Source organism: Mucilaginibacter xinganensis (assembly GCF_002257585.1).
GTDB classification, from domain to species: Bacteria; Bacteroidota; Bacteroidia; order Sphingobacteriales; family Sphingobacteriaceae; genus Mucilaginibacter; species Mucilaginibacter xinganensis.
The window spans coordinates 4,843,189-4,868,904 of record NZ_CP022743.1; the positions used below are offsets into that span (position 1 = coordinate 4,843,189).

The window sequence follows — 25,716 nt, forward strand, 5'->3', positions numbered from 1 at the left end:
ACATGAGATTAGCCATTAACTACAACAGGGCCTTACAACTATTTACCGTTATAGGTTTACTGATCATCAGTTCCTGTTCATCCAATGAAAAAAAAGATACACAAACCGGTGCCGATACCGCATTATTGGTTACGGTAAGCCAGCCTTCGGCAGATACAAAACAAGGATTAACCGTAAGCGGCCAGGTAGAAGCAGCCCAATCGGCCAATATCAGCACCCGGGTAATGGGCTATATCACCCGGATCAATGTCAAAGTCGGCGACCGGGTGAGTAAAGGGCAATTACTGGCGACCATCAGCAACGACGATATCCTGGCAAAAAGGGCCCAGGCCGACGCGATGATTGCAGAAGCAAATGCAGGATTCAAGAATGCCCAAAAGGACTATGACCGTTTTACTGCATTGTATCAGCAGCAAAGTGCCTCGGCCAAGGAGCTTGATAATATTACGCTGCAATACAGTTCAGCCAAAGCAAGGCTTGAAGCTGCCAAACAACAGCGCAACGAAGTGAACGCCATGCTCAGCTATACCAATTTGACTGCGCCCTTTGCCGGCACCGTTACCCAAAAAATGATGGATGCAGGTAGCATGGCGAATCCCGGCATGCCGCTGCTGACTATTGAACAAAGCGGTAGCTACCAGGTAAGCGCATCGGTACCGGAAAGTGAGATCAGTCTGATCCACGAAGGCGCATCGGCCATAATAACGATCGACGCCATCCATAAAGTGATCAATGGCAAAGTAGCGCAGATTGGCCAGTCATCCCAAAATACAGGTGGCCAGTATATGATCAAGATACATATTCCTGATACTGAAAAAAAAGGCCTGTTTGCAGGTATGTACGCCAACGTGAATATTCCGCTCGCACAGACCATAAAAACAAATATCAGCGACCAGGTAATGGTTCCGGTGTCGGCTATTGAATATAAGGACCAGCTAACTGGTCTTTATACCATCGGCAGCAACCAAACTGCCTTGCTGCGCTGGGTAAGGTTAGGCAGAACACAAGGAAATCAGGTAGAGGTATTAAGCGGGCTCGCAGCAAATGAACAATTTATTGTGAGCGCAGAAGGCAGATTATACAACGGCGTAGCTGTTAAAATAAAATAATTGACATGAAAGACGGATTTGCAGGAAATATAGCCAGGGCTTTTATACAGTCGAAATTAACGATACTGTTAATGATCGCCTTTTTACTCATCGGGGGGTACAGCACGTTCTTAATTCCGCGCGAAGAAGAACCGCAAATAAAGGTACCCATGGCCGATATTTTTATTGGATATCCCGGCGCATCGCCTAAGGATGTGGAAACCAAGGTTTCGGCGCCGATCGAAAAAATGATCTCTAATATTAAGGGCGTAGAATACGTGTACTCCACCTCTATGCAGGGACAGGCCATGGTGATCGCACAGTTTAAGGTGGGCGAAGACGTGGAACGGTCACTGGTGAAACTATACAGCGAGCTGATGAAAAATATGGATAAAATGCCGCAGGGCGTTACACTTCCATTGATCAAGACCAGGGCCATTGATGACGTACCCGTTTTAGGTTTAACGCTATGGAGCGATAAGTATGACGACTACCAACTAAAACAGATGGGCCAGGAACTGGCTAACGAAGTAAAAAAGATAAATGACGTATCGGATGTTAACATTATTGGTGGCCGTAACCGTGAGGTAAAAGTATTATTGGATAAGAACAAGATGGCCGACAACCATGTGGATTTTTTATCGCTTAGTAAACAAATACAAGGCAGCAATATGCAATTACCGGGTGGGACTTTGCTACAGAAAGATACTGCATTTTCGGTAGAGACCGGGAACTTCCTCACCTCGTCAGACGATGTTGGCAATTTAGTTGTAGGCATTAACCAGCAGCAGCCTGTTTACCTGAAGCAAATAGCTAAAGTTAATGAGGGCGCTGAAACGCCTAATCAATATGTACTGTTTGGCTACGGAAAAGCAGATGTCGCCAACACCCATGCTTTCAAGTCCAATTATCCTGCCATCACGCTTTCTGTTGCCAAGAAGAAAGGTGCGGATGCGATGAAGTTATCAGAACAGATCCTAAATAAAGTTGAACATTTGAAGCATAGCCTTTTACCAAACGATGTGCATTTAACGGTTACCCGTAATTACGGCGAAAGTGCGTCCGACAAAGTAGGCGAATTATTGTTCCACTTGTTTATTGCTATAGTGGTGGTAACGGTGTTCGTGATGCTGGCCATGGGCTGGCGCGGTGGCCTGGTGGTATTTTTATCGGTGCCGGTGACGTTTGCGCTTACCTTATTTGCCTACTATTTCATGGACTACACGCTTAACCGGATTACGTTGTTTGCACTGGTGTTTATAACCGGCATCGTGGTGGATGATTCTATTATCATTGCTGAGAACATGCACCGGCACTTTAAAATGAAAAAGCTGCCACCGTTGCAGGCCGCTATCTATGCTATTAATGAAGTAGGTAATCCTACTATCCTTGCCACATTCACCGTTATTGCGGCTGTATTACCTATGGCTTTTGTATCCGGCATGATGGGCCCCTACATGAGCCCGATGCCGATCGGTGCATCCATTGCCATGATCTTATCGCTGATTGTTGCACTAACCCTAACGCCATATCTGGGTTATATCTTTCTGCGCGAAAAGGAAAATCATGGTATTGCTCCCGCAGAAAGCAAACCAAAGCTACTGGAAGAAAGCCGGATTTATAAAATATACCGTTCATCCATCCAGCCCTTGCTGGAAAGCCGCTGGAAACGCTGGACCTTTATCCTGAGCATTGTAGTGATCCTATTTGCATCGCTGTCTATGTTTTATACAAAAGCGGTTGCCGTTAAAATGCTGCCCTTTGACAACAAGAACGAGTTCCAGTTGGTAATCGATATGCCGGAAGGCACAACCCTCGAAAAGACGCAGGCGGTAGCTAAAGACATCGGCGCCTATGTATCGGGGCAGGCGTTAGTCAGAAATTATGAAACCTATATCGGCACTTCAGCGCCTATCAGCTTTAACGGGTTGGTGCGTCATTACGATTTAAGACGTGGCGACAATGTAGCCGATATACAGGTTAACCTGGTAGATAAAAAAGACCGCAGTATCCAAAGCCACGGTATAGCTAAAGAGGTGCGGGGCCCGATCCAGGCCATCGCTAAAAAATATAATGCCAATGTGAAGATAGTGGAAGTACCGCCTGGACCTCCCGTGCTGTCAACCCTGGTAGCGGAAATTTATGGGCCAGACTATAATCAACAGATCAAAGTGGCCAGACAGGTGAAGGACCTGATGAACAAAACATCCAATGTGGTAGATGTAGACTGGATGGTGGAAGCTGACCAGCCGGAATACCATATCGAAGTAAATAAAGAAAAAGCCATGCGCTATGGTATCGCCACTGCGCAGGTAGCCGCAACAGTTAACGCCGGATTATCTGGCATGGCAGTTGGCAATATCTCGCAACCTGCCGCGTATAACCAAACCGCGATCAAACTGCAATTAAGCGATGCCGATAAGAGCAGCATAGACGACGTGCTGAATTTAAAAGTGATCGGCATGCAGGAAAATGCAGTGCCGGTAAAAGATCTGGTTACAGTAACCCGTCAGATCAAGCCTAAAAGCATTTATCGCAAAAATCAAAAAGAAGTAGTTTATGTTCTCGGCGATATGGCCGGTAACCTGGAAAGCCCGTCTTATGCGATTTGGGATGTATCTGATCATTTAAAAACAGTAACAGTACCAAAAGGATTTTCATTGAAAGAGGAATATACGCATCAGCCGGAACTGGAAGATAATTACAGCTTGAAATGGGACGGCGAATGGCAGATCACTTTTGAGGTATTTCGCGACCTGGGGATAGCCTTTGCCGTAGTGATCATTATGATCTATATCCTGATTGTGGGCTGGTTTCAGAATTTTACCGTGCCGCTGGTCATGTTGGCAGCTATCCCATTATCCTTAATAGGGATTGTTTTAGGCCACTGGATGCTGCACGCTTATTTTACCGCCACATCGATGATCGGTTTTATCGCTCTCGCCGGGGTAATGGTACGAAACTCCATATTGCTGATCGATTTCATCAACATCAGGCTTGATGAGGGTATCCCGTTAAAACAAGCCATTATTGAAGCCGGTGCGGTACGGACAACGCCTATACTATTAACCGCAGGAGCGGTAGCATTGGGTGCGGTAATTATTTTGTTTGATCCGATTTTCCAGGGATTGGCAATTTCACTAATGGGGGGCACGGTTACATCTACCTTCCTTACACTAATCGTAGTGCCTTTGTTATATTTCAAGATGATGCGAAATAACAATCCTGTTAAAAATTAAATTAATTATTAACGATAAATAATATGAAAGAGAGAATTGTAAGGGCCGTTGCCGGAACTTTGGTGTTGGCCAGCATTGCCTTGGCTTATTATGTAAACCTTAACTGGATTTGGTTAGCGGTGTTTGTAGGGATTAATTTGCTGCAATCGTCCTTTACTAAATTCTGCCCGCTCGAGAAGATTTTAATAGCACTAAAGGTAAAGTAGCCTGACAAAACAAAACATGAATAAAGTTAAAGAAAATGAATTAAAAATGTGGCCCTCAATTGTACATGCCCGGTGCCCCAGGTGCAGGGTTGGCAAAATCTATGAAAACCCCATGTACAGTTTGACGGGGCAAAAAATGCTTAAGAAATGCCCGCACTGCGGTATGATTTATGAAAGGGAACCCGGCTATTTTTATGCAGCTATGTATGTAAGTTATGCTTTTATAGTGGCTGAACTGGTTTCCCTGTCGGTTGGAACCTCTGTATTGACAGGCAGTACCAATCCCTGGTTGTACACCGCTGTATTGTTATCAGTGGTGGCGGTTTTGTCACCTTTCAATTTAAGATATTCCAGGGTATTGCTGCTACACTGGTTTACGCCGGGGCTACACTATCGCCCTGAGTTAAGTAAACATTTGCCTCACCAGCAGTAAAATATTTACGATGAAATGTGAAAAAGCTAATTATCGCTGGCATCTGCATATGTAACGTTTATTACCAAAGCAACATAAAATTTGGGGTAAGTTTGCCTATGAAATATAATTTGAGACAAGCAGCCGCAATAAGCAGGCGCATTATAAACCGAACAAGAAAATGAAAAAAGCTATTTTAAGTAATTGGTCATTTAGCCGCGCTTTGCGTATGGTAATGGGTATTGTAATATTATATCAGGCTATTACTACTGGAGAAATATTAATCGGTTTGGCTGGTTTGCTTTTTACAGCTATGGCAGTATTTAACGCCGGCTGTTGTGGCTCCGAATGCTATGTGCCGTTAAAAAAAGAGCCCGCCAATTCCAAAGAGGTCACCTATGACGAAATAGTTTAACACATAGACAGGGCTTATTGTAGAACAAGAATCGCGTTAAATTTCGAAAAATGCGATTATAAAATTTAAAAAATGATAAACATACTTAAACAGTTATTTGGCGGCTCAACACCGGTAGATTTAGAGAATATTATAAACGGAGGCGCTTTTTTAGTAGATGTGAGAACGCCGGGTGAGTTTGCCGGCGGCCATGTAAAGGGCTCGGTAAATATCCCCTTAGATAAGGTTAGTTCACAGTTAACCAAATTCAGAAACAAAAAAAACATTGTTGTTTTTTGCCAAAGTGGCGGAAGAAGCGGACAAGCAAAAATAATTTTAGAGCAAAATGGAATAGCCAATGTGGTGAATGGTGGCACCTGGAATAAAGTGAACCAATTTGTTAAATAACATGAATTCCATACAAATATTAATGAAACATGTTTATTATCAGCTACTTACATATTTTCGCTCCTTAATAAAAAGCAAATGAACTGATAATCAGCATGTTTCATATCGTTCCGGGTGTTCCGCATGCGAAAATGGAACGCGCCAGCGGTGTGAATTACATAAACTTGGCTCATCTGAAACCAGGTTGCCCGCGGTTGCAAAGCGGTTTAGGTGTTAGGCCCCCTTTTGCTTAGATTAAACTAAAGATAACTAAACCTCATCCCAGCTTTCCTATTACATCAAGATTCTGAAAAACCCAATCATCGTGCGGAGCGTCACCAAGTTCGGGTGTAAGGTCCTGCCCGGCCCAGTGTTCGTAATGCTTGCCATTACGCCAAAGCCTGCTAAGTGATACATCATAAATCACTCCTTTGTAAGCTATCCATACTTCAGGCTTATCCTGCCCGTTGCGCAGGGCAAGTTGTGATTTTGAATAAACGGGGAGTATCTCCATGAGGCTAAAATACAAAAAAGTGAATTAACTTATCGGTACTAAAACAGATTAGGAATTGTGGGATTATCTCAGCTTACGCATCTCTCATGCAGCGTATTCAGGACCTAAAACCGATAATTTACAACGGCGGGTGCGCAAAAAAAATGTCGGAGGAGATGACATCCGCCGACATTTTTAGTTTTATTAATTTACGTATTACTTTGTTTTTGTAAACGAGTAAATAATATAAGCAGTTTTATTAGCTATAGTAACAGGTGATTTTAAAGTCATACTGTTACCATCATTAGCAGCTACAACCATCTGATAGCCTTCAGTTACTTTTTGTGCTTTATCGCCTTCAAAAAGTTTTTTAAACTGAAACAATTGGTTACTGCCCGAATTATTATTTACTGACCAGAATATAGTTTGAGATGTACCATTTTGTAAAGTATAAATACCATTACCACTATTAGTAAGTTTCCAGGTACTACCAACAAAATCCTGCGGCGGGGCCTGGTCAAATACATTTTGAACGGCTTGCTGCACTATACCGTCATAACTAACATTATTTATGGTCCAGGTACCGGTAAATTTACCACGGGAAACATTACTGGCGCCTGTTACAGCGTTTTTAGATGATGAACAAGCTGATAATACAACAGTAAAGGCTAAAACTGTAAAAGTAAATTGGATTAATTTTTTCATGACTTTGTTTATTTAACATGCCTAAGCATAAATCCTGCCAAATTAATAAAACTCATAGTTTTAAGCCTGTTGTTTCACCTTTTCTAAAACCTCGAGATAATAATTTTCATAGATAGGAAGTATGTTGGCCAGGTCAAATACTTTGGCGCGTGCCAGGGCGTTGTCTTTAAAAGTTTGCAACCTTTCTGCATCCTCTAATATATAGATTGATTTTTCGGCCATTCCTGCAACATCGCCAACATCTTTTAAAAAGCCTGTCTCTCCGTCAACATTCAACTCGGGCAAGCCGCCGGCATTTGAGCTAACAACCGGAACTTTGCAAGCCATAGCTTCCAGCGCCGCCAAACCAAAGCTTTCTGATTCCGAAGGCATCAGGAACAGATCTGACACTGAAAGTATTTCTTCTATAGCATCTTGTTTACCCAGAAACCGTACTTCGTCACAAACGTTAAGGTCACGGGCAAGCTGTTCACAATAGGAACGTTCAACGCCATCGCCAACCATCAGCAGCTTTGACGGGATCTTTTCAACTATTTTAGCAAAGATCCTGATTACGTCATGCGTACGCTTTACCTTCCTAAAATTTGAAGTGTGCACAATTATCTTTTCGCCCGATGGCGCAATTGCCTTTTTAAAGTGATCCTTAGCTTTCAGGTTAAACCGCTTCAGATCAATAAAGTTGGGGATTACCCTAATATCGTTCTCTATTTCAAAAAAATTATAGGTATCGTTCCTTAAATGCTCGGAGACCGCGGTAACGCCATCCGATTTATTAATAGAGAAAGTAACCACCGGTTTAAAGGTACGATCTTTGCCTACCAGCGTAATATCAGTACCGTGCAGCGTAGTAACCACGGGGATATAGATGCCATAGGTCATCAGGATCTGCTTGGCCATAAAGGCAGCCGAGGCATGCGGAATAGCATAATGTACGTGCAAAATATCCAGCTTTTCAAACCTAACCACATCAACCAGCCGGCTAGCCAGTGCAAGCTCATAAGGCGGAAAATCAAAAAGCGGATAGTTAGATACGGATACTTCGTGATAAAAAAGATTTTCGGAGAACAGGTCCAGCCTTGCGGGCTGGTTATAGGTTACAAAATGAACCTGGTGACCACGGTCGGCCAGGGCTTTGCCCAGCTCAGTGGCTACAACCCCGCTCCCACCAAAGGTTGGGTAACAAACTATTCCAATTTTCATTGATGTTTTTTAAATGAGATGAACCTGCTTTAGCGTAAATTTACGTTTTTTACCGAAGCTAATTCACTACTACAAGTTTAACAGCAATTTATGGGAATAGTGTTACCCGGATGTAAAATGATTTGTCTTGATTTGGGATTTCGGATATTCGATTTCCGGGCTAAGTTTGAAATATAATATCCAAATCACTTTCCTTTACATTCCTTTTTGTATCGCCTGGTAAACCACATCCTGAATTCTGGGCCTTATGTTCAGGCTGGATAGCTTGCTGCTTACATTAGGATGCACACGGTTTGATAAAAATATGTAAACCAGGTTATACTTAGGGTCAACCCATACACAAGTTCCGGTAAAGCCCGTATGCCCATACGTTTCCGGCGATGCCATTTGCGAAGGATAATGCCGGTCTGATACCGGGTCCCATCTGTCAAACCCTAAACCCCGCCTGCTCACTGCCGACTGTTTTGCAGTAAATTGATCTATCGTTTCGGGTTTTATATATTGAACACCTCCGTAGGTTCCGCGGTTAAGCATCATCTGGTATAAAATAGCCAGGTCATTTGCACTGGCAAACAAGCCGGCATGCCCGGCCACACCTCCCATTAAAGCAGCAGTAGGATCATGCACATAACCATCAAGCAATGCATGGCGGTCCTTTTTATCATCTTCTGTTGGCGGGATCTGATCAGGTGTAAAACGATAAAGTGGCAAAAAGCCTGCAGTTTGCATCCCAAGTGGCCGGTAAAGTTCTTCCTGAACAAATACATTAAGCGGAGTTGCAGTAAGTGTTTCTTCAATTTGTTGCATAAAACACATACTCAAATCACTGTAAACGTATTGTCCACGCGTTCTGAGGGGTGAGTTTAACATTTCGGGCCACATCACCTCTTTAAAATAGTCCTTCCGTAAAAAATAATTATCATTTACCTTGGTGGGGAAAAAAGCTGATGAATCAGTTGAATGATCTGTAGCTTTTATTTTATCAAAAGTAGGGATATCAGGAATAAGGCCCGCCTGGTGCTCCAGTACCTCACGCACCTTAATATCATTTTTATTGGTTTTTCGGGCTAAGGGCAGATAATAACCAACGGTAGAATCAACGTTCATTTTACCCTGATCAGTTAGCATCATGGCTTCCATAGTAGTTGCCGAGATTTTGGTCATTGAGGCCACGTCAAAAATATCAGTCAGTTTATCAGGCAGTGTTTTGCTGTAGGTGTGGTAGCCGTAAGCTTTGTTAAATATCACTTTGCCATCTTTTGCTACCAAAACAACACAGCCGGGCGTCGCCTGGTTTAGCATGGCCTCGCTTGCTATATTATCAATCCCAATCAGATTTTCCGACTTTATACCCACCTCTTCGGGCACCGTATAGGTTAGGCGGTTCTTTACCGTTACAAAACCCATCCCCGCTTTATATATGGGAGAGATATCACGGCTTAATTTTTGTGTTACGGCAACACCGCCGAAAATAGCTTGCGCACTGTAAAAGGCAGAAACAGGCGATACACGTTCACACCAAATAACGGGGGCGGTTACATTTGTTAATTTTGCCAGACTATTCCTGCTGCCGAATAAAGCAACCACCACATTTTTGACCCTTTTATTGCTATTGATAAAGTCGATGATCTGCGGATTATTTAAGTCTACATCGTTTAGCTGCACCACCAGCGTATTATAAAACTTCAGATCTGATGAAAGATCGTCCAAATTTTTTAAACCGGTGTAATCACCACCTTTATATATCGCTACTTTGGCATACTTGTTTAAAAGACTATCGAACCCGGCGGCATACAAATTTGCGAAATGAACACTGGCAATTTTTTGTTCATCCAGGTTTTGCAACGGAATCAGGTAAGATGAATTATTTAATAGTACTGTCGATTTTTCAACCAACTTTTCTTCATTTACATATGCAAGTCCCGTGAATGGCGGATTTTGTGCGCAGGCCGAGTTAAATAATACAAATCCTGCTAAAACTATTAATGGGTATAACCGCCATTTATTTTTTCTCATACACCTGTTCTCCGTTTATAAATGTTTTTAAAACTTTAATATTAGGTAATACTGACCCTTTTGCCTTCATAATATCATTATCCAATACTACAAAATCGGCATATTTTCCGGGTTCAATACTTCCCTTTTCTTTTTCTTCAAAATTTGCTTTTGCCGCCCAGATGGTTATGCCCTGCAGTGCTTGTTTGCGGCTTATTGCATTTTCCATCTGGAACCCGTCCTCAGGCATGCCTTTCAGGTCCTTGCGCTCAACTGCTGCGTAAAACGTGTACATTGGGTTAATATTTTCAACTGGAAAATCTGTACCCAGCGGCAGCCAGCCATTTTGGTTAAGCAATTGCTTGTAAGCATACGCTGTTTTTAAACGAGCCTTCCCGAGACGGGTAACTGCCCAATTCATATCTGACGTAGCATGGGTTGGCTGTACAGATGGTACAATATTATAATCGCCAAAGTACTTAACATCTTCCGGTGCTACAATCTGTGAGTGTTCAATTCGCCAGCGTTTATCATTTTTACCCTTTAATACGCTTGCGTAGATCTTTAAGATCACCCTGTTTGCTGAATCGCCAATGGCATGGGTACACATCTGGAAACCATGATCAGCTATTTTTTTTGCAACTTCTTCAAAATGCTTTGGCTGACTCAATAAAAAGCCGCGCCAGTTCTTTTGGTCGGCATAAGGCTGCAACAGGCATGCTCCGCGCGATCCAAGTGCACCATCAGCATAAACCTTGAAAGCGCGCACATTAAGCGATGGCGTTTTGTAAGCGCCCCGTTTAAACAGGTATTCATAATTTTCTTCGGCATCTGAAAGCATCACGTACATGCGCATTTTTAATGCACCCTTGTGCTGTAACGATGCAATGGTGTTTACCATGGTAAATGGCAGGCCGCAATCGTCAACAGTGGTTAAGCCCACTGCGAAACAGTTTTTTTGTGCGCCTAAAAAGGCTGACTGAGTGACCTGCTCTGTAGGCGGCGGTATTTTGCGGGTAATAATACCTTGCGCATTATCAATCATTAATCCCGTAAGTTTGCCGTTTATTGTTTCAATTTTGCCCCCTATAATAGTTTGCCCCGGCTTAACGCCTGCTATATTCAATGCGGCCTGGTTAACCATAACGGCATGACCGTCAATCCGGCTTAATATCACCGGACGCGCAGGAAATAACGAATCCAGCTTAGCCTTATCCGGAAATTGTTTTACTTTCCATTTATTTTGATCCCAACCGCGGCCAACTATCCAGCCTTCAGGGTTTTTAGCAGCGAATGACCGCACAGAATCTATCACCTCCTGCCAGCTTTTTGTGGTATCCAGGTCGGCCTCCTGCAAGCCCAGGCCATATTCATAAAAGTGTGCATGTGCATCAATAAAACCCGGATATACCGGTTTGCCACCGGCATCAACTACCTGGCGAGCTTTATATTTTTCCTGCAAAGTATCCGCATTGCCTACCGCTATAATTTTTCCGGCGTTTACCACAAAAGCCTCCGCAGTACTAAATTTACTGTCCACGGTATAAACCAGGGCATTTTTTACCAGCAGGTCGGCATTGTATTCCTTTTGTTTACAAGCCATTGCCAGCAATAACAGAACGGGCAAAAATTTCTTCATAGGATATGTTTGCATTAAAAATTGTAAGCTACAAAAGTATATACAAAATCAAATGCAGAAAGTTATGCGGGAAAATAATTAATTTGATCTTTTTAGCCGACAGAGAAGCTGTCACTATCTAAGCCCCTCTGTGTTCATGGAAAAAAGCAGTAGGAGAGCCTGGTGAGAAAGTAAACCCTACCTTTAAATTTATACTGAAGTAATGGCGTTAATATTATTCGCAGATTTCACTTATCCTGTCAATACTGCACATTTTTCCATTATAAATCGTTTGGTATATAAATTGATTGAACGCGATGATTTGTTTTAGGCGAAGCGAGTAATATCTTGAGTTATGCCATCAAATATTTAATTTAGCATCGAAAACGCAATTGAAGGGAATTTTTACAAAATGTCAGACATCATACAGCTTTTACCAGATTCCGTTGCCAACCAGATAGCCGCAGGCGAAGTAGTGCAAAGGCCGGCATCGGCGGTAAAAGAACTTATAGAGAATTCGATAGACGCAGGGGCAGACAAGATCCAACTTATAGTAAAAGAAGCGGGAAAATCACTAATCCAGATTATAGACAACGGTTGTGGCATGAGCGTTACCGATGCACGCATGTGCTTTGAGCGGCACGCTACCTCGAAGATCCGTAAGGCGGAAGATCTTTTTGCCATCCGTACAATGGGTTTCCGCGGCGAGGCCATGGCGTCAATAGCCGCAATTGCACAGGTTGAGCTAAAAACCCGCAGGATAGAAGACGAACTGGGTACTTGTATTTTTATCGAAGGATCGGAGGTAGTAAGCCAGGAAGCGTGCTCTGCCAACCCGGGTACCTCCATATCCATCAAAAATTTATTTTACAATACCCCCGCCCGCCGCAACTTTTTAAAAAGCAACGCGGTAGAAATGCGGTATATTATTGATGAACTGCAACGCATAGCGCTGGCTAACCCGCAGGTATTTTTCACCCTGCATCATAATGGACAGGAAGTTTATCATTTACCTGCTACAACGTTAAAGCAACGCATCATCCACTTGTTCGGCAATAATTACAATGAACGCCTGGTACCGGTAGAAGAAGATACTACGGTGGTTAAGCTGCAGGGCTTTGTAGGCAAGCCGGAATTTGCCAAAAGGACGCGCGGAGAACAATTCTTTTTTGTAAACCACCGTTTTATAAAAGACGCTTATTTGAATCATGCGGTGCTGATGGCGTTTAAAGAACTGTTACCGGAAGATACTTTTCCGCTGTATGTGCTGTTTATTGAAATTGACCCCGCTAAAATTGACATCAATGTTCATCCTACAAAAACAGAAATAAAATACCAGGACGAACAGACGATATATGCTATCATCCGATCGGCAGTAAAGCGTTCATTGGGTCGGTATAATATTACACCCAGTTTGGATTTTGACCAGGAGAACAGCATTGAACACCTGGTTACGCTTAAACCGTTGGAAGAAATTGTTGCGCCAACAATTTCTTTTAACCCTGATTTTAATCCGTTCAACACTTATAACGACAGGGAAGCGCCTGCTTTGCGCAGCAGCGGCGACTACCGCAGCTCACCCATTCCAAAAAACTGGGATACGCTTTATGAGATCAGCAAAAGGGAGAGCAGCATACAGCAGGAGATGCATGAAGAAAAAACCATTGCTGTTGATGAACACGAAGTAAACAAGCCAAGCGAGCGGCAGCTTTTCCAGATTCAAAACAGGTTTATACTTTCGCAGATAAAATCAGGATTTATGTTGATTCATCAGCAGGCGGCTCATGAGCGGATTTTATACGAACGCTTTTTGCAACAACTGCAAAATCATTCCGGGATTAGCCAGCAAAGCCTGTTCCCGCAATCGGTTACATTAAATAGCAGCGATTTTGAGTTATTAAAAGAACTTTTACCCGATATTCGTGCGCTGGGATTTGACATCAGGGAATTTGGCAAAAATACGGTAGTGATTGAAGGTATCCCCGCTGATTTGAACAATGCCTCGGAACATGAAATATTGGAACAATTACTGGAAGGATTTAAAAATAACCAGTCGATATTAAAGCTGGACAAGCGCGACAGCCTGGCGAGGAGTTTGGCACGAAATGCTGCAACAAAAGCGGGCGTAAAGATGTCATTAGAAGAAATGAATATATTGATAGACCAGCTTTTTGCCTGCCAGATGCCAAATCTTGCACTGAATGGTAAGCTGGTAATTACTACTTTTACACTGAACGAACTTTTAGAACGATTTGAAAAATAACCGCAGAAGGCGGTATAATTTATAACTATGAGCGCATACAGGCAATCACCCTTCGCTAATTTAACACCGGTTGTAAAAAACCTGCTGATCATTAACCTTATTTGCTTTTTACCATTCGTACTCATGAGTGATGCAAATTATAGTGAACTGGTTGTAAAAAACTTTGGCGCGTTTTATTTTAACTCACCCTTTTTCAGAGTATGGCAAATACTCACCTACATGTTTTTACATGGGGGCTGGCAGCACATTTTGTTTAACATGTTTGCCCTTTTTTCATTCGGCCCGATATTGGAATATTCTATTGGTCCGAAACGTTTTCTGAACCTTTATTTAATTTGTGGAATCGGTGCTATTATTTTACAGATGGTTGTGCAAGCGCTAGAAGTACACGCCATGACCGGTGCCTTTACGGTACCGCCTTTCAGTATTGCAGACCCATCTGTTCCGGAAAAATTAAAAGCGATTTATTTTGGACCGGTGGTAGGCGCGTCAGGTGCAATATTCGGACTGCTGGTGGCTTTTGGGATGCTTTTTCCCAATATGGAGTTAATGATGTTGTTTGTACCTGTACCTATAAAGGCAAAATACCTGATAGTAGTTTATATTTTGATTGAGCTTTATCTCGGCTTTAGTCAGTACGCCGGCGATTCGGTGGCCCACTTTGCACACCTGGGTGGTGCACTGCTCGGTTTTATCCTCATAAAAACCTGGGGGTTACAGCGGATTCAATAATTACAGCCGGGCAAATAATGTCTGGTACTGTTTGTAAATTGTAAAATAGGAAACAGGCAACAACTTTTTTAAGGAATAAAAGTTATCAGCTAATAAAGCATCAATATCATGAGCACGCTCTGGCAAAACATACAATACAAAGTACTGCGATCAGACAGTAAACTAAACCTGCTTATCGGTATTAATGTATTTGTTTTTTTGCTGATTAATATTGCTGATACCTTAGGAAAGTTTTTTTTCAAAACCGGCATTATTGATTTTTACAGCACGGAGTATCTTTTATTACCCTCCAATTTACACACGCTGCTTACCCATTTCTGGACACCGCTAACGTACATGTTTATGCATGCGGGAATTTTTCATATCCTGTTCAACATGCTGTGGCTTTACTGGTTTGGGCAGATATTTGAAGAATACCTGGGTAAAAAGCGCACTGTTGGCCTTTACCTCATGGGTGGCCTGGCAGGTGCTTTCCTGTTTGTATTATGCTATAACACGGTTCCGTTATTTGCCAATCAAAGCGTTCCATTGGTAGGCGCATCAGCAAGTGTAATGGCCATTATAATCGGCACAGCTACTTTGCTGCCTGATTATACGATCTCCCTGATCTTAATTGGCCCGGTTAAATTAAAATGGATAGCCCTCTTCATTATCATCATTGACTTTTTTGGAATAGTGGGACCTAATGCCGGCGGCGAACTGGCTCACCTTGGGGGCGCTCTGATGGGATTTATTTATATTAAGCAGGTGCAAAAAGGCAACGACTGGATTGCGGGAATCACAAACTTATTTAAGCCTAAATCCAAATTAAAAGTAGTCTCAAAAAATTCTTCAGGAAAATCAACCGGAAAGCCGCGACAAGAAGAAATAGACCTTATATTAGATAAAATTTCACAATCGGGATATGACAGCCTGAATAAACAGGAAAGAGAAACATTATTCCGGGCGAGCAATAATGAAGGGTAAAAGAAAACTAAATCTTTTTGATAAAATAATCCTTTGGCTAAACTGCCTGCTGTGCCTTGCGTTACTGATCAGCTACCTCGCTCCCGTTGTTGACCCTAAAACTTTTTGGGTGGTTGCTTTTTTTGGCCTTGCTTATCCTCCGCTGTTGTTAGGCAGCCTGATATTTATAATTTACTGGATCCTGCGAAAAAACTGGTATTTTATTGTTTCGGTTTTATGTATCGCGATAGGTTATAGTGTATTGCTTAATAACTTCCAGTTGCATGGCCCCTCATCCTACTCCAACGGGCCAAATCAAACAGTGATAAATATGATGACGTATAACGTCCATAATTTTAAACGTTATGGTGCGAATAACGATATCTCAACCAAGCACGAGATCCTGCAGGTAATTAATGAAAGCCAGCCGGATGTAATAGGGATACAGGAGTTTTACACGCGCAAGGCAGGCCAGTATGATATGCGCGACTCCATCCTAAGGATAATGGGAACCACCTGGTATTATTTTGAACCCGCCGTGGCCAACACTCAGGAGGCAATCGGGATCGCTATTTTTTCAAAGTTTCCCATCGTGGCGCACGGGTTTGTTCCGTTTGCCAATAAAATGGGTGAAAATGCGTGTCTTTATATTGATATAAAAAAAGGCGATATACAGTTCAGGGTTTACAGCGTGCACCTGCAATCCATTCGCTTTGATAATGAAGATTATAAGTACCTGAATAGTATAGCCAAACAAGGCAGTAAGACAGATGGGTCATCGGCCCGCAGATTGGGAAGTAAATTAAAAACCGCATTCATAAAACGCAGTGACCAGGTAAAAAAAATAAAAGAACATGCAGCGCAGTGCCCTTACCCTTATATTATTTCCGGCGATTTTAATGACACTCCTGCCTCATACGCTGTTAATCAAATGGCAAAAGGAATAAAGAATGCCTTTCGGGAAGGAGGAGCGGGTTTTGGCCGCACCTACAATGGCGATTTCCCCAACTACCAGATAGACTATATTATGGCGAGCCCGCAATTTGATGTCCGCAGCTACCAGATCATTGAAAAAAAACTTTCAGACCATTACCCGGTTAAGAGCGATTTGGTATTACGTTAGCCGTTATTCAGCACACTTTCCTTCGCCATAAATACTGGCAGCGAACCGAGATTAAGAATCTGGTCGTGAAAATTTTTGATGTTAAACTTATTACCTTCCCTTTTTTGTAGCAATTGTTTCCATTGTATAATCTGGTCGGCACCATATTTATAGGTAATGCATTGAGCCGGCCAACGTTTTACCCTTGCAATTTCGCGCATGGCTATATCATCCTGATTTTTGATGTTTTTTTTCCAGAAGGCAAGTGCCTGCTCATCAGTCCAGCCATAATAGTTCAGTCCAATGTCCATAGGCACCCGCACTGATCTCACCAGATCCCATTCCCATTTACCAAGCTCATCATACGGTGTTTTATAAACTCCCAGATCTTTGCCCAACTCTTCGCAATAAGCACCCCAGCCTTCTTCCAGCCCCATGTAATAAAATAGTTGCTGTACTTTTGATTGTTTTAAGGAAGCGTTTATGGACGCTTTATAATGATGCCCGGGTACCGCTTCATGAATAAAAAGCCATCCGATTTGCCTTGTATTATAAGGTTTGTTAAATTGATTGTAATAAAATACGTTTTCATCATAATATCCGGGCACCTGGGCCATCGCTTCGTTAGCACCTTTTTCAATTCTTACAGGAGGGATGTTATGTTCGTTAAATAAGTAATGAAGGTGGTTGTACACAACTGCTCTTGTCTGTTCAAAGTGCACCATCACCACCCTGGCATCAACTATAAAAAAAGACGAGTCATTTAAATGCTTATAAAAAGCATCGTCGTCCATCCCGCTTTGTTTTTGGATGACACTTATTTGCGCTTGCACCCTTTTTACTTCCGCTAACCCGAATTGATAAATTTCATCAGGAGTAACATTTGCGCTTAGCCAGTTCTTTAAAAAGTAGGAATACCAGGCTTTGCCGTTAGGAATGGTGTACAGCCCGGTAGCCGGAACTTCCTTTATCCCGGCTGCATTCCATTGTTTTTCAAGCGCAAGCCTTTCCAAATTCAGTTCGGTTTCATACGCTATCAGTTCATAATCCTTTTTTTGACTGCTGCTTAAACTGGTTACGGCTATTTGTTTTTGTTCTGACCTGATCGATTCAAAAAAATTTATCTGTTTTTTAATTTGATCTGCCGGTTTTATTTGTTTCAGCATATTCACATAACTCAGCTCCAGTTGCGGAATTTTGAGTTCTTTATAACCGCTCACAAACTTATCAGCGAAAGCATCAAAGGTTTCGCCGCTTTTAAAACCGGTTAAACAAAGCAAAATTGGGATAAGAAAAATTGGCCTAATCTTCATGAAATAATGAAATACGTTCTGCAAATTATTAAGAATAAAAATAATTAATTAAAAATACATTAAAAGGCGGATGACAACACCCTATTTTACCATTTAAACCAGCGAATCAAGTCTATTACAGAAACCCTTTAAAACAAGTAAAGCCCCTGATGGGCAGGGGCCTTTACTAACCAATTATAAACCTAAATTATGAGAAGACTTTGTTAATATTTTTATGGTGTAAAAGTAACACTATCTTTTGATATAAATCAATTTTTTTTGTAATTTATTTGTAAAAAAGTTATTTACTCCTATTCGATTATCAAAAATACAAACATTTTGTTAAAAATATAACAATTTGTAAAAAAAAATTAAAAATTATATTTATTAATCTATTATGAAAGGATTTATAACAAAAAATAGCTTTAAATATCATGTCATATTGATAAAAATCAATTAAAAATTAAAAATTAGTCAAAAAAATCAATTGATTTTAAAAAAAATAGGCTTATCAAATAAAAATACAACTGAATAAAGAAATTATAATGATAAAATCAACACTATCTTGTTTTATTTTAAAAAAAACCATATCCTAAGAAAAAAAGCTTAAATTTTTAATTTACCTAAAACCGCTCTTTAATAAATTCAGATTTTTGTAAAGCAAAAAAGGAATTAAAAAAAACCGAAGGTGGGAGTTAATGAAAGCGGTTCCGCAAAATATTGCGAAAATAAAACATCATTTTAAAAATGCTTTACCACTTTTGCGGTTAATTCAATACACCCTATGACTAACACTGCAGCAATTAAAAAACATCCTGAACTAACCCCCCTTACGTTGTGGATAATGACCATTGCAACAGGCCTGGTGGTAGCTAACTTATATTATAATCAGCCACTGCTTGAGGACATAGCCCGCACTTACCATACTACCCGTGCAAAAGCCGGGCAGGTTTCTGTGCTTACCCAAATAGGTTACGCTACGGGCCTGTTTTTCCTGGCTCCATTGGCAGATATGGTAAAACGAAAACGATTAATGGTGATTGTGTTTGCCTTTATTATTTCCTCGTTATTGCTTACTGCCACAGCAGCATCAATTAATGTACTTATAATTGCCAGCTTCCTGATAGGCGCAACTTCCATGATCCCTCAAATATTAGTTCCGATGGCAGCGCACCTGGCCAAACCAAACGAGCGCGGGAAAAAGATAGGCGTTATTATGAGTGGCTTGCTGATAGGAATTCTTTTGTCAAGAACGTTTAGCGGTTACATTGGCGAATATTTTGGCTGGCGCGCCGTATACTATATTGCGGCTGGTATAATGCTGCTGATGTGGGCAATGGTAGGTTTGTTTTTGCCGGAGGTTGAACCCGATTACAAAGGTACCTACCGGCAATTAATGGCATCACTGGCGCACCTTGTCAGGCATGAACCCAAACTGCGCCTGGCAGCACTCCGAGGCGCATTGTGCTTTGCTTGTTTCAGCGCGTTCTGGACAACCATCGTATTTTTATTAAAGCAAAATTTCGATATGGGCAGCAGCGTAGCGGGCGAGTTTGGCCTGGTTGGCGCATTCGGCGCAATTGCAGCGGGATTAATGGGCAGGTTGAGCGACCGGATGGATGCCTACAAACTATCGGGCTTTACATTATTACTGATCCTGATCTCATTTATCATATTCATTTTTTCGGCGCATAGCATTATAGGTTTAATAATAGGTGTAATTGTAATGGACATGGGCGTACAAGCAACGCATATCTCTAATCAATCTATAATTTTCGCGCTAAAGCCCGAGGCACGCAACCGCATTAATACCATTTATATGGTTACTTATTTTATTGGCGGATCTGTAGGAACCTTTTTTGCCACACAACTCTGGAAAAGTTACCAGTGGAACGGCGTATGTATTACGGGCATTACCATATCAGTTATTACACTTATTATCCATTTTGCCAATCATCCAAAACCAATACAAAAAACTACAACTGTATAGTTTTTCTGACTACCGTTTATGATTACTGTACTAAAAACCCATACAATAATTGCAAACCCACTTCCGTCAACAAGTGTTTAAAAATCCCTTTACCACTGATTATCATACAGTTGTAAAATTCATCTGATCCAACAAGCACTTATCGCAAATGCACCATCCTTTTTTGGCATTAATTTGGAATACTATCTATCAAATGCAATACAGGATGGAACTTGATAGCAAACAGCGCGAAAGCAACGAAAAAGAATGGGAAAACCCTGTTGAGCCTGCAAACACATCAGATGAGCGGGACAAAGAGCAACTTTTAAGACAGTACAAGGAAGCGAAAAGAAGAAAAGACAACTTGACAGAGAATCAAAACGACAAAACTGAAAAACAAACTAAATAAACTATTAACTACCAAATAAGCTCACCTATGAAAAATTTAAAAAAACCAGCCGCAAGTAAATTATTGGTAAAGTTTGACAACGAATTAATGAGCATTTTGACTCATGACTTAAAATTATTTATGGCAAAAAATCCGTTTTTAGCAAGCAACAAACAGGCTATACCACAACAATCGTTGTCAGTAGCCTGACCATCATATACTATCTACCTACTAAAAACAGTAACATCACCTGTGAAAACGATAGAGCTTTGCAATTTTGCAGGGCTCTATTTTTTTGTGGCGTATTTTATAATCAGTTCGGCAGTTTGGGCTGAAGCGCCGGGTTTACCCATTTTTTCGTCGAGCTTATCATAGTTAGCCAGCATCTGCAGGCGATAAGTTTTATTATCGATGATTGCGTTCAGTTCCTCGGTAATTTTCAAGGCAGAACAGTCCGCCTGAATTAGTTCCTTCACTACCAAACTATCCATAATCAGGTTAACCAGCGAGATGAATTTTATTTTAACTACCATGCGGGCAATGCCGATGGATATCGGGTGCCCCTTGTAAACTACTACCTGCGGCACATTAAACAAAGCGGTTTCCAACGTTGCCGTTCCGGAGGCGACAATGGCAGCAGCAGAATTGTAGAGCAGATCGTAAGTTGAATTAAACAAAACCGGGATGTTTTTCCCTTCTAAAAACTGATTGTAATAGCCCTTATTAAAGGATGGTGCACCTGCAATCACGAACTGGTGATCCGGGAATTGACCTGTTACACCCAGCATTGCAGGCAATAAACGGCTGATCTCCTGCTTGCGACTACCAGGAAGCAAGGCAATTATTTTTTTTGATGACAGGCTATTGTTTTTTATAAAATTTTCATCCGGCTTAAAATCAGCAACGGCATCAAGCAACGGATTACCTACATAGTCAACCTCCATTCCCCAGGCCCTATAAAAATCGACTTCAAATGGGAGGATACAAAACAGGTGATCAACTATGCGTTTAATTTTAAGCACCCGTTTTTGGTTCCAGGCCCAAACCTTTGGCGAGATATAATAGCAAACCAGCAGGTTATTATTTTTGGCAAATTCCGCAATCTTTAAATTAAAGCCCGGAAAATCTATCAATATCAAAACATCCGGCTGCCAGGCTCCAATATCAGCCTTGCAAAACTTCAGGTTTTTTAAGATAGCATTCAGGTTAAGCGCTACCTCAATAAATCCCATAAAGGCCATATCGGCATAATGCTTTACCAGGGTGCCGCCTTCCGCCTGCATCAGGTCACCGCCAAAAAAACGAAATTCGGCCTGTGGATCTTTCTCCTTTAAGGCTTTCATCAAATTAGCCCCGTGCAAATCGCCCGAAGCTTCGCCGGCTACCAGGTAATATTTCATCGCAGGTGAACTTTAAAGATGAATACCAGCAGCATCACAATAAACGTAGCGAGCATTATACCCCGGGCAGTTTGATCAAACTCCTTTTTAAGCAATATCCGCATCATAATAAGGTTAAGCGCAATAGCTACAAAGAACGGAAGCGCCGGCTTGTTAATGATATATATGTTGTAGCTGAAGTAATAAGCAGTAATCCATGCAATTACCGGGAAGATTATACCCGCTAAAACACCTGTAAAAAAACCATTTTTGTTTAACATAAGATGCAAATGTCCAAAAGAAAATATGCAATTAACTTGGGTTCGACACCCGCGAACGGTCACCTTAACTTAAACCAACCCTTCTTCAGCACCGTAAGCCGAGGCGCAGGTTTATGTTTCATGCCAACAAAGTGTTCCATTTTTGTAAGTGGAACACCTGGAACAAAGTGAAACATGCTGATTATCAACTATTTCACTTTGTTCCAAAAACAAAACAGTTGTAAGTAACTGATAATCAAATACTACACTGCCAGCCTGTAGTCGAACTTACGTTAATTAAAATTTGCGCTAATTTAGCTTTTAACGATGAACTATTTAAAGACAATTAATAAGAGGAGCGTTTACCACCATAAGTATCAACCATTACAAAATGCAAAGGCGAGTTGAAAGATTTGCTAACGAGGTTTGCCAGCGGATACATCCCACCCTTGTAAACACTTATACCTTAAACTCCCAGCTATTTAAAACAGGTATGGCATGGTGAGCCGTCATATCAAACTGCACCGGCACTACAGATACATAGTGATGCTCCAATGCCCAAACATCCGTTTCTTCCCCGTTGTCGTTCATTTGAAAAACACCGGTTAACCAGTAATACGGCCGCTTGTGCGGATCCATGCGCTCATCAAACTCCTCGGCCCATTTGGCGTTGGCCTGGCGGCAGATCTTTATTCCTTTTATGTGCGCACCAGCCGGAAAATTTACATTTAACAACGTGGCAGTAGGCAAGCCGTTATCTAAAACCTGCTGTGCAAGTTCCTTCACGTATTTTATACAGTGCGAGAAATCTGCCTGTAACGTATAATCGTCTAATGAAAATCCGATTGACGGGATACTTTCAATAGCGCCCTCAACAGCTGCTGACATAGTCCCCGAGTAAAGGATATTAATCGAATTATTTAGTCCGTGGTTAATACCTGACACACACAGGTCTGGCTTTTTGCCTTTAAAGATCTTATTTACAGCGAGCTTAACGCAATCTACCGGTGTGCCGGAGCAGCGATACATTTCCATCCCCTCATAAATATCTACCTGGTCTAACCGCAGGGGTTTGCCTATTGTTATAGCGTGCCCCATTCCTGACTGTGGGCTGTCCGGCGCTACTACTACAACCCTGCCAATTTCGGCCATGGCATCCATTAACGCCTTTATTCCGGGGGCGGTTATTCCGTCGTCATTTACTACAAGAATGGTGGGTTTGGATTTTTTCATTAAGCTGATTTATTATTTAAAGACTTGAAAGCCATTACAGGCCAGTGTTTCTAAACAGTGCCAAAATTAGTTATATTTGATTTAAGCTTGCTGCTTAAAAGAAAGAAATTAACCCTTGTTGACTTATATGTCGGCCAATAGTTGTAACAAAAAAAGGGAAGCTTTTTGCCTCCCCTAACCTTTGATATCAAGCTTATTATAAGCTATTGATCCATTTTACCAGTTCATCGCGGGATTTACCCGTTTTTTGCTGAAGCTTTCCTAAGGTTTCATCATCCTTACCTTCTTCATGCACCAGGTCATCGTCAGTAAGATCACCGTAGGCTTGTTTTATTTTACCTTTAACCACGTTCCAGCCGCCTTTTAATTCTAATTTGTCCATGATGTTTTTTATTTAAGATGTATAGTATTATAACATCCCGGACATTAATTGGTTTTTAGAAAAGCAAAACAGGATGGCAAAGATCGGTAGCCAAAACCATCAAACAGCTTAAACTATAGCGCACCTTCTTTAATTTCATCCACCACAGCTGGATCAAGCAAGGTTGACGTGTCACCCAGGTTACTGGTATCACCTTCTGCAATTTTCCTTAAGATCCGCCGCATGATCTTTCCGGAACGTGTTTTCGGCAAGCCGCTTACAAACTGGATCTTATCCGGTTTTGCAATAGCGCCAATGATGCGCGATACCGTCATGATGATATCCTTACGCGCAAGTTCGTCATCGCCATGCTTATTAGGACAAACCACAAAAGCATAAACACCCTGCCCTTTTATATCATGCGGGTAACCCACCACTGCTGATTCCACTACGCTGCTGTGCATATTAATGGCATTCTCTACCTCGGCAGTGCCAATGCGGTGTCCCGACACATTGAGCACGTCATCAACACGCCCGGTAATCCTATAATAACCATCTTCATCGCGTAAGCAGCCATCTCCAGTAAAGTATAAATTCTCATAAGTTGCAAAATAGGTTGTACGGCAGCGTTCATGATCACCATAGGTGGTGCGTAACATTCCCGGCCACGGAAAGCGGATACATAAATTACCGCTAACGCCGTTGCCTTCAACTATATTCCCATTCTCGTCAACCAGCACCGGCTGTACACCGGGCAATGGCAAAGTAGCATACCCGGGTTTTGTTGGCGTAATACCAGCTATCGGCGAGATCATAAATCCGCCTGTTTCTGTCTGCCACCAGGTATCAACAATAGGGCATTTGCCCATACCTATCTTTTCATCAAACCAATGCCAGGCCTCCTCGTTTATAGGCTCGCCCACGGAACCCAATTTTCTTAACGAACTAAAATTCTTTCCTTTTAATACGTCATCGCCAAAGCTCATTAATGAGCGGATAGCCGTAGGTGCGGTATAAAGTATATTAACTTCGTATTTTTCAACAATATCCCAAAAGCGCCCCGGAGTTGGCCAGGAAGGAATTCCCTCGAACATTACCGTAGTTGCGCCCTGGCTTAACGGCCCGTAAGCAATATAGGAGTGGCCGGTGATCCAGCCGATATCAGCTGTACAAAAGTAAACTTCACCCGGCTCGTACTGAAACGCATTGGCAAATGTATAGCCGGTATAAACCATATAACCGCCACAGGTATGTACTACACCTTTTGGCTTTCCGGTTGAACCTGATGTGTAAAGGATGAACAGCATATCCTCGGCATCCATCACTTCGGGCGGGCATTCTAAATTTCCCTGGGTTTCTATCTTCTGGATCTCATCTTCCCACCAAACATCACGGCCCTTGATCATTGAAACCGGGGTACGGCTGCGGGTAAGCACAATAACCCTTTCAATTGTAGGGCATTGCACCAGCGCATCGTCAATAATATTTTTTAAAGGAATTGGCTTGTTACCCCGAAAACCACCATCAGCGGTAATGATCAGCTTACAGGCAGCGTCATTGATCCTGTCGGCAATAGATTGCGCCGAAAAGCCACCAAATACCACAGAATGAACAGCGCCGATGCGGGCGCAGGCCAGCACCGCGATGGCCAGCTCAGGCACCATGGGCATATAGATACAGATCCGGTCGCCTTTTTTTGCACCGTTGTTTTTCAGAACGTTGGCAAACTGGCAAACCTTGTCATACAACTGCTGGTAGGTTAATACCCGGTGATGTTCCTGCGGATCGTTGGGTTCCCATAAAATAGCAGGTTTATCACCCAGTGCTTCCAAATGGCGGTCCAGGCAATTCTCCGTAATATTAAGTTTTGCACCCTGGAACCATTTAATAGAGGGATCTTTAAAATTCCAATCAAGCACTTTATCCCATTTTTTACGCCACAAAAAATTGTTGGCTATGCTTTCCCAAAACTGTTCGGGATGCTCCACGCTTTGCTGATAAACTTGTTTGTATTCTTCAAAAGAGGAGATCTTCATTGAGGTTTTCATTATCTAT

General features: G+C 41.9%; 24 protein-coding genes. 13 read left to right on the plus strand and 11 right to left on the minus strand.

Annotated features, from left to right (window positions below):
* Nucleotides 1–2 precede the first annotated feature (2 nt).
* From MuYL_RS21080 to MuYL_RS21105, 6 genes are all read left to right on the plus strand, one after another.
* Entirely contained in the window at nucleotides 3–1,109 is a 1,107-nt protein-coding gene (locus MuYL_RS21080; RefSeq protein ID WP_094572429.1) for an efflux RND transporter periplasmic adaptor subunit, read from the plus strand.
* Nucleotides 1,110–1,114: 5 nt separating this feature from the next.
* Nucleotides 1,115–4,327: an efflux RND transporter permease subunit gene (locus tag MuYL_RS21085; RefSeq protein WP_094572430.1), complete on the plus strand. Its 3,213-nt coding sequence runs from the start codon at nucleotides 1,115–1,117 to the stop codon at nucleotides 4,325–4,327.
* Between the two features lie 23 nt (nucleotides 4,328–4,350).
* Nucleotides 4,351–4,533 carry a YgaP family membrane protein gene (locus tag MuYL_RS21090; RefSeq protein WP_094572431.1) on the plus strand — a complete coding sequence of 61 codons (183 nt, stop codon included), beginning with the start codon at nucleotides 4,351–4,353 and terminating at the stop codon, nucleotides 4,531–4,533.
* Between the two features lie 16 nt (nucleotides 4,534–4,549).
* Nucleotides 4,550–4,966, plus strand: coding sequence for a DUF983 domain-containing protein (locus MuYL_RS21095; RefSeq protein ID WP_094572432.1), 417 nt, complete (start codon nucleotides 4,550–4,552; stop codon nucleotides 4,964–4,966).
* 160 nt (nucleotides 4,967–5,126) lie between these two features.
* Nucleotides 5,127–5,360, plus strand: coding sequence for a hypothetical protein (locus tag MuYL_RS21100; RefSeq protein ID WP_094572433.1), 234 nt, complete (start codon nucleotides 5,127–5,129; stop codon nucleotides 5,358–5,360).
* A gap of 72 nt (nucleotides 5,361–5,432) precedes the next feature.
* Entirely contained in the window at nucleotides 5,433–5,747 is a 315-nt protein-coding gene (locus tag MuYL_RS21105; protein WP_094572434.1) for a rhodanese-like domain-containing protein, read from the plus strand.
* 256 nt (nucleotides 5,748–6,003) lie between these two features.
* Here MuYL_RS21105 and MuYL_RS21110 read toward each other — a convergent pair whose 3' ends face one another.
* From MuYL_RS21110 to MuYL_RS21130, 5 genes are all read right to left on the minus strand, one after another.
* A complete protein-coding gene (locus MuYL_RS21110; RefSeq protein ID WP_094572435.1) occupies nucleotides 6,004–6,240 on the minus strand; it encodes a cytochrome b5 domain-containing protein in 237 nt (78 codons plus the stop codon).
* A gap of 195 nt (nucleotides 6,241–6,435) precedes the next feature.
* Nucleotides 6,436–6,924, minus strand: coding sequence for a hypothetical protein (locus MuYL_RS21115; protein WP_094572436.1), 489 nt, complete (start codon nucleotides 6,922–6,924; stop codon nucleotides 6,436–6,438).
* Between the two features lie 60 nt (nucleotides 6,925–6,984).
* Nucleotides 6,985–8,124, minus strand: a complete 1,140-nt coding sequence (gene bshA / locus MuYL_RS21120; RefSeq protein ID WP_094572437.1) for an N-acetyl-alpha-D-glucosaminyl L-malate synthase BshA — start codon at nucleotides 8,122–8,124, stop codon at nucleotides 6,985–6,987.
* Nucleotides 8,125–8,319: 195 nt separating this feature from the next.
* Nucleotides 8,320–10,140 carry a serine hydrolase domain-containing protein gene (locus MuYL_RS21125; RefSeq protein ID WP_094572438.1) on the minus strand — a complete coding sequence of 607 codons (1,821 nt, stop codon included), beginning with the start codon at nucleotides 10,138–10,140 and terminating at the stop codon, nucleotides 8,320–8,322.
* A complete protein-coding gene (locus MuYL_RS21130) occupies nucleotides 10,127–11,758 on the minus strand; it encodes an amidohydrolase (RefSeq protein WP_094572439.1) in 1,632 nt (543 codons plus the stop codon). Before MuYL_RS21130 ends, MuYL_RS21125 begins: the two co-directional genes overlap by 14 nt.
* 391 nt (nucleotides 11,759–12,149) lie before the next feature.
* Between MuYL_RS21130 and mutL the strand changes: the two genes are divergently transcribed.
* The 4 genes from mutL to MuYL_RS21150 all read left to right on the plus strand — a co-directional run bounded on the left by mutL (nucleotide 12,150) and on the right by MuYL_RS21150 (nucleotide 16,800).
* Nucleotides 12,150–14,000: a DNA mismatch repair endonuclease MutL gene (mutL, locus tag MuYL_RS21135; protein WP_094572440.1), complete on the plus strand. Its 1,851-nt coding sequence runs from the start codon at nucleotides 12,150–12,152 to the stop codon at nucleotides 13,998–14,000.
* Between the two features lie 27 nt (nucleotides 14,001–14,027).
* A complete protein-coding gene (locus tag MuYL_RS21140) occupies nucleotides 14,028–14,732 on the plus strand; it encodes a rhomboid family intramembrane serine protease (protein WP_094572441.1) in 705 nt (234 codons plus the stop codon).
* Between the two features lie 108 nt (nucleotides 14,733–14,840).
* Nucleotides 14,841–15,698, plus strand: a complete 858-nt coding sequence (locus MuYL_RS21145) for a rhomboid family protein (RefSeq protein ID WP_094572442.1) — start codon at nucleotides 14,841–14,843, stop codon at nucleotides 15,696–15,698.
* Entirely contained in the window at nucleotides 15,688–16,800 is a 1,113-nt protein-coding gene (locus MuYL_RS21150) for an endonuclease/exonuclease/phosphatase family protein (protein ID WP_094572443.1), read from the plus strand. Before MuYL_RS21145 ends, MuYL_RS21150 begins: the two co-directional genes overlap by 11 nt.
* Here the strand turns inward: MuYL_RS21150 and MuYL_RS21155 are convergent.
* Nucleotides 16,797–18,092 (minus strand): DUF885 domain-containing protein, encoded by a 1,296-nt coding sequence (locus MuYL_RS21155; protein WP_094572444.1) that lies wholly within the window; start codon nucleotides 18,090–18,092, stop codon nucleotides 16,797–16,799. The two genes, MuYL_RS21150 and MuYL_RS21155, sit on opposite strands and share 4 nt — an antisense overlap.
* Nucleotides 18,093–18,855: 763 nt before the next feature.
* Between MuYL_RS21155 and MuYL_RS21160 the strand changes: the two genes are divergently transcribed.
* The 3 genes from MuYL_RS21160 to MuYL_RS23360 all read left to right on the plus strand — a co-directional run bounded on the left by MuYL_RS21160 (nucleotide 18,856) and on the right by MuYL_RS23360 (nucleotide 20,638).
* Nucleotides 18,856–20,061 (plus strand): MFS transporter, encoded by a 1,206-nt coding sequence (locus tag MuYL_RS21160; protein ID WP_211710194.1) that lies wholly within the window; start codon nucleotides 18,856–18,858, stop codon nucleotides 20,059–20,061.
* 148 nt (nucleotides 20,062–20,209) lie between these two features.
* Nucleotides 20,210–20,449, plus strand: coding sequence for a hypothetical protein (locus MuYL_RS21165; protein WP_157741023.1), 240 nt, complete (start codon nucleotides 20,210–20,212; stop codon nucleotides 20,447–20,449).
* A 27-nt stretch (nucleotides 20,450–20,476) separates the two neighbouring features.
* Complete coding sequence (locus MuYL_RS23360) at nucleotides 20,477–20,638, plus strand: hypothetical protein (RefSeq protein WP_157741025.1); 162 nt, start codon at nucleotides 20,477–20,479, stop codon at nucleotides 20,636–20,638.
* A 77-nt stretch (nucleotides 20,639–20,715) separates the two neighbouring features.
* On the opposite strand, the gene lpxB is transcribed toward MuYL_RS23360, so the two are convergent.
* The 5 genes from lpxB to acs all read right to left on the minus strand — a co-directional run bounded on the left by lpxB (nucleotide 20,716) and on the right by acs (nucleotide 25,709).
* On the minus strand, nucleotides 20,716–21,828 hold the full coding sequence (gene lpxB / locus MuYL_RS21170) for a lipid-A-disaccharide synthase (protein WP_094572446.1): 1,113 nt from the start codon (nucleotides 21,826–21,828) through the stop codon (nucleotides 20,716–20,718).
* The gene (locus MuYL_RS21175; RefSeq protein ID WP_094572447.1) at nucleotides 21,825–22,088 is read right to left on the minus strand and encodes a hypothetical protein; all 264 of its coding nucleotides are present in this window, start codon (nucleotides 22,086–22,088) and stop codon (nucleotides 21,825–21,827) included. Before MuYL_RS21175 ends, lpxB begins: the two co-directional genes overlap by 4 nt.
* 438 nt (nucleotides 22,089–22,526) lie before the next feature.
* Complete coding sequence (surE, locus tag MuYL_RS21180) at nucleotides 22,527–23,300, minus strand: 5'/3'-nucleotidase SurE (protein WP_094572448.1); 774 nt, start codon at nucleotides 23,298–23,300, stop codon at nucleotides 22,527–22,529.
* A 196-nt stretch (nucleotides 23,301–23,496) separates the two neighbouring features.
* The gene (locus MuYL_RS21185) at nucleotides 23,497–23,682 is read right to left on the minus strand and encodes a CsbD family protein (RefSeq protein ID WP_094572449.1); all 186 of its coding nucleotides are present in this window, start codon (nucleotides 23,680–23,682) and stop codon (nucleotides 23,497–23,499) included.
* A 113-nt stretch (nucleotides 23,683–23,795) separates the two neighbouring features.
* On the minus strand, nucleotides 23,796–25,709 hold the full coding sequence (acs, locus tag MuYL_RS21190; RefSeq protein ID WP_094572450.1) for an acetate--CoA ligase: 1,914 nt from the start codon (nucleotides 25,707–25,709) through the stop codon (nucleotides 23,796–23,798).
* Between the last annotated feature and the right edge of the window lie 7 nt (nucleotides 25,710–25,716).